Origin of the sequence: Streptomyces sp. NPDC057638, from assembly GCF_042800315.1 — a bacterium.
Lineage (GTDB): Bacteria > Actinomycetota > Actinomycetes > Streptomycetales > Streptomycetaceae > Streptomyces.
Genome location: NZ_JBHVHF010000273.1, coordinates 1 through 11,081, shown reverse-complemented (window position 1 = coordinate 11,081; position 11,081 = coordinate 1). Strand labels below are relative to the sequence as shown.

Below are 11,081 nucleotides of genomic sequence, written 5' to 3'. Positions count from 1 at the left end.
GTCCGGTGACGGCTCGCCCGGGCCGTGGCACCGCGCCGGAGAGAGCGGCGCGACCTCGCGTACGGACCGGCCGCCACGGTGGCGTCGGCCACCCGGGCACCTCGCGCCGTCGACAGCCTGGACACCTCGCGTCAGCGGGCGATGACCTCGCCCCTTGAGCCGACCGCCCGGCCGCCCGACCGCCCGTTTCACTTCCGCCATGAACCGCGCTTCACCAGTGGCTGGATCACATCGCTCTCGCGCGCCCGCGCGACGAGCGGTCCCGACAGCGGAATGCCCCGCTCCCCGGATGGGATCAACGCCAAGCCCCCGCAAAAGACCTGGAAAAGTCTACTGGTGTAGACCTCTTGTCGATCGATGAACACCACAGCTACGTTCTCCCTGTCCAAGCAACCGGTACCTGTCCACCGGAGTTTGGGCCGTTATCTGATGGCTCATCATCACTGCTTCTTGTCAAGGGAGTTGTGTCACATGATCAAACGCCTTGGGGTCGTCGCCGGAACCGCGCTCGCCACCGCGGCTCTCGCCCTCACCGCCGCGCCGCCCGCCACCGCGGACCCCTTCTTCAAACCGCGCAGCACCCACTCCTCCTACGCGGAGTGTCAGCAGGCGGGCCAGGCCGGAGCGGATCTGTGGGGCCTGCTCTACAAGTGTGAGCCGTTCCCGGGACGGCCGGACGTGTACGTCCTGTCGGTCCGTATCTGAGGCACCCCACCGCACCCGGTGAAGCGGGCCGTTCCGGAGGCGTTCGCGCCTCCGGAACGGCCCGGCCCGGCTGGCGCCACCGCGCCCCGGGCCCGGCGGACCGCGCGGGGCACGAGTCACGGGGCTGCCGGGTCAAGGGCGGGGCGGGCCGGTCAGAGACGGTCCACGCCCATCAGCGGCGGCCCGGCGAAGGCGTTGTCAGTGGCGCTTGGTAGAACTTCTGCCACATCGGCAACGAGCCCTTCGCATGTCAGGAGCCATCCGCATGACCATCGTGGAACACCTTCAGGAGTTGTACGACCTGCCGGCGTTCACCTTCCCCCTGCCGGACGAGGGGGAGAAGGTCACGCTCCCCGAGCCTGACGCCGTGGCATGGGCCCTGCGTGGCGACGCCTACGGGGAGGGCGAGGAGGAGTGGGAGGAGGTCTTCGCCCGTTTCCTGGAGACCGTGGACACCACACGGGTGCGCGCCCTGATCGTCGGCGCCTGGAGCGAGGCGTATGACACCGACTCCTCCGCCATCGTCGCGGCGCTCCTGGCCGCCCGTGAGCGGCTGCCGGAGCTGAAGGCGCTGTTCGTCGGCGACCTGACGATGGAGGAGGCCGAGATCTCCTGGATCACCCAGTCCGACCTGACCGGGCTGCTGCGGGGCTTCCCCGCGCTGGAGGAGTTCGGGGTGCGCGGCGGCTCCGGTCTCGCGCTCTCGGCGGTGCGGCACGGGCGGCTGCGGTCCCTGACCATCGAGACCGGCGGGCTCGGAGTGGAGGTCGTCCGGGGGGTCGCGGAGAGCGAGCTGCCCGCGCTGGAGCGGCTCGACCTGTGGCTGGGGACCGGCGAGTACGGCGCCGACGCGGAGGTGTCCGACCTGGCGCCGTTCCTGACCGGTGAGCGGCTGCCGAGCCTGCGCCATCTGGCGCTGCGCAACAGCTCGATACAGGACGACATCGCCATCGCCCTCGCGACGGCGCCGGTCGTCGCCCGGCTGGAGGTCCTCGACCTGTCCATGGGCACGCTCGGGGACCGGGGTGCCGAGGCCCTGCTCTCGGGCCAGTCGCTGACCCATCTCCAGACCCTCGACCTGGACCACCACTACATCGGCGAGGAGCTCCAGCGGCGGCTGCGGGAGACCCTCGGTCCTGCGGGCGTCCAGGTGCTCCTGGACCCGGACGGCGCCGAGGAGTACGACGACGGGGACGGCGAGCCGAGCCGCTACGTCGCGATCTCGGAGTGAGGGCCCGATGAGAGACGGCCTGGCGCGCCACCACGGTCCGCCGCCGTGGAGCCCGCCCGGTGACGGGGGTCCGGCGCACTCCCCCCGGCCCGCGGCGGACGCCTCCCGGTCGGCGGACACCGGCGCGCCGGGCCGACCCCTCCCGTACTCCCCCGAGCGGGACACGGGCCCTGACCGCCCGTGCTTCGCGGTCGTGGGCAACCCCGGCAACCGGAGGGTCACGCTTTTCGCGGCGGCTGTGCGGCGGGCGGGCCTGCCCGCACCGCGTGTGGTGCCGTGGCGGGATGTGCTGCGCGGGGGCGGGGCGCGGTTCGCCCCGTGGGAGACCGTACGGATCGACTCACCCGGTGAGGATCCCGAGGTGGAACGGCTGCTGCGAGGGACTGACGACCCCACCCGGGTCGAGGGATCGGCGCGGTGGTACGAGCGGTTCACGGCGGCCGTGCGGAGTCTCACCGGCGGCCTGGCGCTGGACGACCCCGCCGAACTGGCCGTGCTCTTCGACAAGCGCCTGTGCCATGGCGTCCTCCGGGCCGGGGGCGTCCCGGTGCCCGAGTCGCCCACATCGGGGCCCGGCGCCGCCCCGGTGGGCGGCTGGGCGGACGTCAGGACACTGATGCGGGAGCACGGGATGCCCCGGGCCTTCGTCAAGCCGGCGCACGGCTCGTCGGCGTCCGGGGTGCTCGCGGTCGAGACGGCGCGCGACGGCCGGGTCCGGGCCACCACGTCGGTGGAGCTGACCGGGGACGGACGGCTCTTCAACTCCCTGCGGGTACGCCGCTACGACCGGGAACGGGACGTGGCGGCGATCGTGGACGGACTCGCCCCGGACGGACTGCATCTGGAGCGCTGGCTGCCGAAGGCGGGACAGCGGGGCCGGGCGGCCGATCTGCGGGTGGTCGTGGTCGCCGGGCGGGCCACCCACGCCGTGGTGCGCGCCGGCCGCTCGCCCATGACCAATCTCCATCTCGGCGGGGTCCGCGGCGATCTGGCCGCCGCCCAGGCCGCCGCCGAGGCGGCGGGCACCCCCTGGGCGGAGGTCCTGCGGGTCGCCGAACGGGCCGCGGCCCGCTTCCCGGGCACCCTGTGCGTGGGCGTGGACCTGCTCCCGGCGGTCGGCTGGCGGCGGTTCGCGGTGGGCGAGGTCAACGCCTTCGGCGATCTGCTGCCGGGCCTGACCGGACTGCCCGGCGGCGGCGCCGAGGGGCTCGACACCTACGACGCGCAGATCGCCGCCGTCGCACTCCGGGTGCCGCGCGTGCGGTGACCGGCGAGGTTCGCCGACCCGCCACGCCCCACGCGGCATCCCTCCGGACGGCTACCCCCGCCCCCGGGTCTCACGGCCCCGGCGCGGGTACCCCCGGCGGAGCCCGGGCGAGTACCCCCAGCGCCAGACCCCGCCCGTGCTCCCCCGGACGTCGTCCAAGGGAGGACGGCGACACTCCTGAGCGGCGGCCCCGCCACCGCCACCCCTCCCCCATCCACCCCAGCACACCGCGCACAGAGCAAGGAACAACCGTGTCTTCTTCTGCCACGGCGGCCGGGCGGCCGCAGCTGAGCCCTCCCGGTACCGGAAGGGCACCGACCGGACCCGGCGGGGCACCGACCGGACCCGGCGGGGCGGAGAGCCATCCGGCGCGGTCCGCCGCCGCGCCGGACATGAACGCGGTCATCGGCGACCACGACCTGCTCTTCGTCACCCTCGACACCCTCCGCTACGACGTGGCCGCCGAACTGGCCGCCGCCGGGCGCATCCCGCGTCTGGCGCGCCATCTCCCCGGGGGCCGCTGGGAGAAGCGGCACGCGCCGGGCAGCTTCACCTACGCCTCGCACCAGGCGATGTTCGCGGGGTTCCTGCCCACCCCGGCCATACCGGGGCCGCATCCCCGGCTGTTCGCGGCGCGGTTCGCGGGCAGCGAGACGACCGCGCCGGACACCTTCGTCTATGACACCCCCGATCTGGTGTCGGGGCTGGCCGGGGCCGGGTACCACACGGTGTGCGTCGGCGGGGTCGGCTTCTTCAACCGGCGCGGGGCGCTGGGCTCGGTGCTGCCCGGGCTCTTCGAGGAGTCGCACTGGGAACCGGAGTACGGAGTGGCCTCGCCCACCTCCTTCGAGGAGCAGGTGGCGTGCGCGGAGCGGGTCGTGGCGGGGCTGGCGCCCGAGCGGCGGCTCTTCCTCTTCGTCAACGTCTCGGCGCTGCACCAGCCGAACTGGTTCCATCTGCCCGGCGCGACCCGTGCGTCCGGTGACACCCGGGCCACCCACGCCGCCGCCCTGGAGTACGTCGACCGGCATATCGGCCGGCTCTTCGCCGCCGCGAGCAGCCGTCGCCGCTGTTTCGCGATCGTCTGCTCCGACCACGGCACCACCTACGGCGACGACGGGTTCACCGGCCACCGGCTCGGCCATGAGGCGGTGTGGACGGTGCCGTACGCCCACTTCTTCCTGAGCACGACGCCCGTGCGGCCACCGGGACCGGCCCGGCCGCCGACACCCTGACCGGCGCCGGGGCCCCGGGCACCAGCGCAGCCCCCGCAGCGCACCCCACCCCGGCCGACCACCCCGCCCCCACCACCGGTGACGTCCCGGCCCCCGGTGGCCCGGCGGCCCGAGACGACGAGGCACGATGACCAGCACACCCCTGCTCCTGCCCACCAGCACCGCCCCCGGCCCGGCGCCCGCGCCCCACGGCCCGTACCAGAGCTATGTCTACGCCTACCCGCACAAGACCGCCTACCGGCGGTTCCGGGACCCCCGCGCGCTGCGCGAGCTGTGGGCGGGTGAGCCCACCGACGCGCTCTCGCTCTATCTGCACATACCGTTCTGCGAGGTCCGGTGCGGATTCTGCAACCTGTTCACCCGCGTCGGCGCGCCCGAGGGCCTCACCGGGGCCTATCTCGACGCCCTGGAGCGGCAGGCGGGCGCCGTCCGTGAGGCGCTCGGCGACCGGGAGCCGGTACGGTTCGCGACCGCCGCCTTCGGCGGGGGAACACCGACGTTCCTCACCGCGCCGGAGCTGACCCGGCTCTGTGACATCGCGGAACGGTGGATGGGCGCCGATCTGCGGGCGATCCCGCTCTCGGTGGAGGCCTCCCCCGCCACCGCGACCGCCGACCGGCTCGCGGTGCTCGCCGAGCGCGGGGCGACCCGGCTCAGCCTCGGGGTGCAGAGCTTCGTGGAGTCCGAGGCACGGGCCGCCGTGCGCCCCCAGCGCCGCGCCGATGTCGAGCGCGCCCTCACCCGGATCCGCGACGCCCGGATCCCGGTGCTCAACATCGATCTGATCTACGGCATCGACGGACAGACCGAGGAGAGCTGGCGGCACTCACTGGACGCGGCGCTGGCCTGGCGTCCCGAGGAGCTCTATCTCTACCCGCTCTACGTACGCCCCCTCACCGGACTCGGCCGCCAGGGCACCGGGCCGGACCCCGCCTGGGACGCCCAGCGGCTGCGGCTCTACCGGTACGGCCGGGACCAGCTGCGGGCGCACGGCTACGAGCAGCGGTCGATGCGGATGTTCCGGCGCGCGGACGCGCCACCGGAGGGCGCGGACGACTACGCCTGCCAGACCGACGGCATGATCGGACTCGGCTGCGGGGCGCGTTCGTACACCCGGAGCCTGCACTACTCGTTCGACTACGCGGTGGGCATGGGACATATACGCGGGATCATCGACGAGTACGTCGCCCGCCCCGCCGAGGGCTTCACCCGCGCCGACTACGGACGGGAGATGGACGAGGACGAGTCCCGCCGCCGCCATCTGCTCCAGGCCCTGCTCCAGGCCGACGGCATGGACACCGCCGACTACACGGCCCGGTTCGGCTCCTCGCCCGGGGAGGACTTCCCCGGGGAACTGGCCCGGTTCGCCGAACGCGGCTGGCTGGAGCCCGGCGGCCCGGACGGCGTGCTGCGCCTGACGGAGGAGGGGCTGGCGCACTCCGACGCGATCGGCCCCGCGTTGTTCTCCCCGGACGTACGCGCCGCCATGGCCGCGTACGACCCGAGATGAGCGGGGCGGCACCATGGATCTGACGCTGCTGTACCGGGGACCCCTGTCCTCCTGCGACTACGACTGCCCGTACTGTCCGTTCGCCAAGCGGCGCGACACCCCGGAGCTGCTGCGCGCCGACCGTGCCGCGCTGGAGCGCTTCGCCGACTGGGCGGAGGAACAGACCGGGGATCAGCTGTCCGTCCTCTTCACCCCGTGGGGCGAGGGGCTGGTGCGCTCCTGGTACCGGCGGACCCTGGTCCGGCTCTCCCGGCTCCCCCACATACGGCGGGTGGCGATCCAGACCAACCTCAGCTGCCGTACCGACTGGCTGGCCGACGCCGACCTGGACACCCTCGCCCTGTGGTGCACCTACCACCCGGGTCAGACGCCGTACGAACGCTTCCTCGCCACGTGCCGTGACCTGGCGGCCCGGGGGGTGCGCTTCAGTGTCGGGGTGGTCGGGCTGCCGGACCACCTGGAGCACGCGGCGCGGCTGCGCGCGGCCCTGCCGGAGCGGGTCTACCTCTGGATCAACGCGGCCGAGGGCCACACCTACACGGACGCCGAGGCCGCCCGGTGGACCGCGCTCGACCCGCTCTTCCCCTACAGCCGCCATCCCCACCGCAGCGCCGGACTGCCCTGCCGTACCGGGGAGTCCGTGGTCTCCGTCGACGGGGACGGCACGGTGCGCCGCTGCCACTTCGTCCGCGCGGAGCTGGGCAGTCTCTACGACGGTTCGTTCCGGGCCGCGCTGGGCCCCCGGGCCTGCCCGCTGGCGGTGTGCGACTGCCATATCGGCTATGTCCATCTGGAGACACTGCCGCTGTACGACGTGTTCGCGGGAGGTGTCCTCGAACGGATCCCGGCGGGATGGCCCGGGCACTCCGACGCGGACCTCGGCGGGGGCGGGATCCCCCTGCCCTTGATCGGCGTGAACCGGGGACAGGACCACGGCCGCACGGGTAGACAGGGGACTGGTGACGGCACGAACGAGGAGTGAGCAGATGGTGGATGTCAGTCCGTTCCTGGAGCGCAGGCTCGCCCGGCGCTTCGCGACGTACGACACCGACGGTGACGGGTTCATCGAGCGCCGGGACTTCGACACGGCGGTCGAACGGCTGCGGGTCGCGTTCGGGCAGGAGGCCGGTTCGGCGGCGCTGGCGCGGCTCAGCGCGCTGACCACGGGCCTGTGGGAGCACCTGGTGCGCGTCGCCGACGCCGACGCGGACGGCAGGATCAGCGCCGGGGAGTACCGGGACGCGTTCGCGGCCGGACTGCTGGTGACACCCGGCTCGTTCGACGCGATGTACGTACCCTTCCTCGACGCCCTGATGGACATCGTCGACCAGGACGGCGACGGGCGGCTCACCCGCGAGGAACAGGTCCGCTGGACCGGGGCGCTGATGGGGCTGCCGGAGGGGGACGCCCGGGAGGTCTTCGGGCGGCTGGACCGGGACGGCGACGGGCTGATCGGCCGGGACGAGCTGCTGGAGGCGATCCGCGCGTACTACTTCGACGACGACCCCCGTGGGCCCGGCGCCTGGCTGCTGGGACCGCTGGACGGCGGTCCCGACCGCCACTGACCGAGGGCGGCCGGGCCCCGGCGCGGTGTCAGGGGCTGAGACTCACGGCGGGTTCGGCGCACTCGGTGGGCTCGGTGGGTTCGGTGGGCTCGGTGGGCTCGGTGGGCTCCGTCCAGGCGCTGGGTCCGAGGGCGCGGCCGTGCTGGAACGCGTCCTCGTACCCGGCCGCGCCGAGCACCTCCCGGGCCCCGGCGGCGATACGGTCCACATCACCCCGCTCGCCGCCCGGCAGCGGAACGCCCACCGAGGCACGGGCCCGCGTCGCCGCGCCGAGGAGTCCGGCGGCCCGGCGGGCGTGGCCGGAGAGCAGCCAGGCCCCGGCGAGCCCCTCCAGGGCCAGCGCGACGGCGCGCGGATCGCCCGAGGCCCGCGCGGCGCCCAGCCCGTCCCGCTGGAGCCGCAGGGCGAGCGGCGCCTGTCCCCGGGCCTCCGCGACGAACCCGAGTTCAGCGAGGATCAGCGGGGGTGACGCCGGTTCGAACCCCATCCGCTGGTGCAGCCACAGCACCTGGCGCAGATGGCGCTCGGCGTCGTCGAGCCGTCCCTCCCTGCGGGCACCCAGCGCGAGTCCGGTCTCGGCGTACTGCTCACCGAAGGTGTCGGACTGTTCGACGGCGAGCCGCCGGGCGCGCTCGTGGTACTCCCGGGCCCGGGGCAGCTCCCCGGTGAGCAGGGCGATCCGGCCCAGGCCGGTGAGCTGGGAGGCGACCTCGGTCCACAGCCCCAGATCCTCGGCGATCCGCAGCCCCTCACGGCAGAGCCGCGCCGCCCGGTCGTAGTCGCCGACGACCTCGGCATGGGTCTGGAGCGGCACCATCGCCTGGAGCCGCCCCCAGCCGTCGCCCAGCTCGCGGAAGAGGGCGGCGCTCTGTTCGCCGTGGCGGCGCAGGGCGGCGAAGTCCCCCCGGAGCTTGGCGTGGAACGCCCGGCTGGCGAGGGCCGCCGCCGTGCCCCACGGGTCACCGAGGGCGCGGAAGGCGGCCAGCGCCCGGCCGGTCAACTCCTCGCTGGGACCGAGATCGCCGATGCCGTAGAGACTGGAGCCGAGGTACCACTGGGCCCGCGCCCGGCCGAGGGGGTCGTCGACGCGCTCGTACGGAGCCAGGGCCGCCCGGTACTCCGCCAGCGGGTCGGAGCTGCCGCCCAGCGCCAGCCGCATCCCCCCGAGCCAGGCGGTGGCGGTGGCGACCCGGGCGGCGTGCGCGTCGGACGCGGTGGGGTCGTGGTCTCGGCGCCGGTCGTCCGCGAGGTCCCGCGTCCCACCCCCGGCGTCCATGACGGTGTGCTGAGCCCCGGGCACCAGCGCGAGGGCCCGGGTCAGGGCGCGCCGGGCCTCGTCGTACCGGCCGCGCAGATGCCAGTACCAGGACAGGGCGTTCACCAGCCGTAGCGCGTGTTCCGTGTCGTGGGCGCGGACGGCACTGTCCAGGGCGGTGCGCAGATTGGCGTTCTCCGCGTCCAGGCGGCGCAGCCACTGGCGCTGTCCGACTCCCCGCAGCTGGGGCTCGGCGCGTTCGGCGAACGCCGTGTAGTGGGCGCGGTGGCGGAGCCGGAGTCCGTCCAGTTCGTCGCGGGCCCGCAGGTGTTCGACGCAGTAGGCGGTCACGGATTCCAGCAGGCGGTAGCGCGGCCCGTCCGGTGTCTCGGTCATGACCACCAGGGACGCCTCGACCAGCCGGGCCAGTGCGTCGAGCACATCGGCGCGGCCCAGGGTGCCGGTGGGGCAGATCTCCTCGGCGGCGGCGAGAGCGCAGCCGTCGGCGTGGACGGCGAGCCGCCGCAGCACGGTGCGTTCGGGCTCACCGAGCAGGTCCCAGCTCCAGTCGATGACCGCGCGCAGGGTCCGCTGCCGGGCGGGCGCGCCGCGCACCCCTGAGGCGAGCAGAGCGAAGCGGTCGTCCAGACGGGCGGCGAGTTCGGCGATCCCCAGGACGCGCACCCGGGTGGCGGCCATCTCCAGTGCCAGCGGGATCCCGTCGAGGCGGCGGCAGATCGCGGCCACGGTGCCGCTGTCCGCCGCGCCGAGGTCGAGCTGGGGCGCGGCGGCCCTGGCCCGTGCCGTGAAGAGCGCCACCGCGCTCTCCCCGGTCAGCGGCCGCACCTCGTGCAGCCGCTCGCCCGGTACCTGGAGGGGCACCTGACTGGTGGCCAGGACGGTGAGCGCCGGGGCCGCCATGAGGAGCCGCTCCACCAGATCGGCGACCGGCTCCACCACGTGTTCGCAGTTGTCGAGCACCAGGAGCGTGGGGAGTTCGCCCAGCGCCTGGGCCATCCGGGCGGCCGGGGTGAGCGGCCCCGTACCCGGTGCGGTCAGGGGGACGATGTCGTCCCGTACGCCGAGGATCCCGGCGACCACCTCCCCTACCCCGGCGGTGCCGGGCCCGCGCGCGGGCGCGAGCCCCGCGAACTCCGCCAGCCTCACTCCACCGGGGAAGGCCGGTGCCGCTCCGGTGGCGACCGCCAGCGCCAGCCGCGTCTTGCCCACCCCTCCCGGCCCGGTGAGCGTCACCAGCCGCTCACCGGCGAGCGCGCCGCTCACCTCCTCGACCGCCTCATCCCGGCCGATCAGCTCGGTCAGCGCACCCGGCACGTTCGACGGCGGCCGGGCCGCCGTGGTCGACGGCGACGGTACGGGGGTGAGCGAGGGATCCTGGGTGAGGATCGCCCGGTGCAGCGCGGTCAGTTCGGGGCTCGGGTCCACACCCAGGTGTTCCACGAGCCGTTCCCGCAGCTCGGCGTAGCCGCGCAGGGCCGCGCTCTGCCGTCCGGCCAGGTAGAGGGCGCGGATGTGCGCGGTGCGCAGCCGCTCCCGCAGCGGGTGGAGCGCCACCAGGTCGGCGAGGTCATCGGCGACCAGGACGTGCTCGCCGAGGGCGAGCCGGGCCTCGGCCAGCTCCTCCAGCGCGGTCAGCCGCTGTTCCTCCAGCCGCGCGGCGGCGACCCGGCAGAACCCCTCGTCGGCGAAGTCCGCGAAGGCGGGCCCGCGCCACAGGGCCAGGGCGTCGGCCAGCGCGGCCGCGCGCGTACGGGGATCGGTGGCGGTCCGGGCGCGGCCGGTCAGCGCCTGGAACCGGCCCGCGTCCACGGCGTCGGCGGCAACGACCAGCTGGTACCCGGGCGGACGGGAGACGACGAGGTCCCGCCCGCCGCGTTCGGCGTCCTCCAGCGCCCGGCGCAGCTGCCAGACCTTGTTCTGGAGCACCCCAGCCGGGTTGCCGGGCAGCCGCTCGCCCCACAGATCGTCGATGATCCGGTCGGCGGAGACCGGCCCGTCCTGACCCACCAGCAGCCGGGCGAGCAGCGCACGGACCTTCACCTCGGGGACCCTGACGGCCCGCCCGTCCTCGGTCCACACACTCAAGGGCCCCAGCACTCCGAAACGCATGGGGTCACGCTAACCCACGGCCGTGGGGCGGCCCTTGTGGACGAGGACGTCGGCGCAGCTCACACACCTGGTTCGCGGACGCTGACGCGTCCGGGTGGCGGTGGCCCACCCCCGGGCGGCGGCGCGGGCCACCGGGGTGGTCAGCCGCGGAACCGACCCCTCACCACGTAGGTGAAACCCCCC

Annotated in this window: 9 protein-coding genes; 7 read left to right on the top strand and 2 right to left on the bottom strand. The window is 74.5% G+C overall.

The annotated features are described in order from the left end of the window. Positions 1 to 188: 188 nt before the first annotated feature. Positions 189 to 368 carry a hypothetical protein gene (locus tag ACFVIM_RS27670; RefSeq protein ID WP_384306689.1) on the bottom strand — a complete coding sequence of 60 codons (180 nt, stop codon included), beginning with the start codon at positions 366 to 368 and terminating at the stop codon, positions 189 to 191. A gap of 103 nt (positions 369 to 471) precedes the next feature. On the opposite strand from ACFVIM_RS27670, the gene ACFVIM_RS27665 reads away from it, so the two are divergent. The 7 genes from ACFVIM_RS27665 to ACFVIM_RS27635 all read left to right on the top strand — a co-directional run bounded on the left by ACFVIM_RS27665 (position 472) and on the right by ACFVIM_RS27635 (position 7,513). Further along, positions 472 to 705: a hypothetical protein gene (locus ACFVIM_RS27665; RefSeq protein WP_384306686.1), complete on the top strand. Its 234-nt coding sequence runs from the start codon at positions 472 to 474 to the stop codon at positions 703 to 705. A gap of 265 nt (positions 706 to 970) precedes the next feature. Next, complete coding sequence (locus tag ACFVIM_RS27660; protein WP_384306683.1) at positions 971 to 1,936, top strand: STM4015 family protein; 966 nt, start codon at positions 971 to 973, stop codon at positions 1,934 to 1,936. A gap of 7 nt (positions 1,937 to 1,943) precedes the next feature. After that, positions 1,944 to 3,203 (top strand): STM4014 family protein, encoded by a 1,260-nt coding sequence (locus ACFVIM_RS27655; RefSeq protein WP_384306681.1) that lies wholly within the window; start codon positions 1,944 to 1,946, stop codon positions 3,201 to 3,203. A 392-nt stretch (positions 3,204 to 3,595) separates the two neighbouring features. After that, positions 3,596 to 4,438 carry an STM4013/SEN3800 family hydrolase gene (locus ACFVIM_RS27650; RefSeq protein WP_384306692.1) on the top strand — a complete coding sequence of 281 codons (843 nt, stop codon included), beginning with the start codon at positions 3,596 to 3,598 and terminating at the stop codon, positions 4,436 to 4,438. 127 nt (positions 4,439 to 4,565) lie between these two features. After that, on the top strand, positions 4,566 to 5,948 hold the full coding sequence (locus ACFVIM_RS27645; protein ID WP_384306678.1) for an STM4012 family radical SAM protein: 1,383 nt from the start codon (positions 4,566 to 4,568) through the stop codon (positions 5,946 to 5,948). A gap of 13 nt (positions 5,949 to 5,961) precedes the next feature. Then, positions 5,962 to 6,930, top strand: a complete 969-nt coding sequence (locus tag ACFVIM_RS27640) for an STM4011 family radical SAM protein (RefSeq protein ID WP_384306676.1) — start codon at positions 5,962 to 5,964, stop codon at positions 6,928 to 6,930. Between the two features lie 4 nt (positions 6,931 to 6,934). Then, on the top strand, positions 6,935 to 7,513 hold the full coding sequence (locus ACFVIM_RS27635; RefSeq protein WP_384306673.1) for an EF-hand domain-containing protein: 579 nt from the start codon (positions 6,935 to 6,937) through the stop codon (positions 7,511 to 7,513). A gap of 28 nt (positions 7,514 to 7,541) precedes the next feature. On the opposite strand, the gene ACFVIM_RS27630 is transcribed toward ACFVIM_RS27635, so the two are convergent. Further along, the gene (locus ACFVIM_RS27630) at positions 7,542 to 10,898 is read right to left on the bottom strand and encodes a BTAD domain-containing putative transcriptional regulator (RefSeq protein ID WP_384306671.1); all 3,357 of its coding nucleotides are present in this window, start codon (positions 10,896 to 10,898) and stop codon (positions 7,542 to 7,544) included. Positions 10,899 to 11,081: the final 183 nt, after the last annotated feature.

Bases quoted from the DNA above. Each gene is read 5' to 3' on its own strand.
- ACFVIM_RS27640 (WP_384306676.1), top strand. From the start codon at position 5,962: ATGGATCTGACGCTGCTGTACCGGGGACCCCTGTCCTCCTGCGACTAC.
- ACFVIM_RS27660 (WP_384306683.1), top strand. From the start codon at position 971: ATGACCATCGTGGAACACCTTCAGGAGTTGTACGACCTGCCGGCGTTC.
- ACFVIM_RS27655 (WP_384306681.1), top strand. From the start codon at position 1,944: ATGAGAGACGGCCTGGCGCGCCACCACGGTCCGCCGCCGTGGAGCCCG.
- ACFVIM_RS27630 (WP_384306671.1), bottom strand. From the start codon at position 10,898: ATGCGTTTCGGAGTGCTGGGGCCCTTGAGTGTGTGGACCGAGGACGGG.
- ACFVIM_RS27645 (WP_384306678.1), top strand. From the start codon at position 4,566: ATGACCAGCACACCCCTGCTCCTGCCCACCAGCACCGCCCCCGGCCCG.
- ACFVIM_RS27650 (WP_384306692.1), top strand. From the start codon at position 3,596: ATGAACGCGGTCATCGGCGACCACGACCTGCTCTTCGTCACCCTCGAC.
- ACFVIM_RS27635 (WP_384306673.1), top strand. From the start codon at position 6,935: ATGGTGGATGTCAGTCCGTTCCTGGAGCGCAGGCTCGCCCGGCGCTTC.
- ACFVIM_RS27665 (WP_384306686.1), top strand. From the start codon at position 472: ATGATCAAACGCCTTGGGGTCGTCGCCGGAACCGCGCTCGCCACCGCG.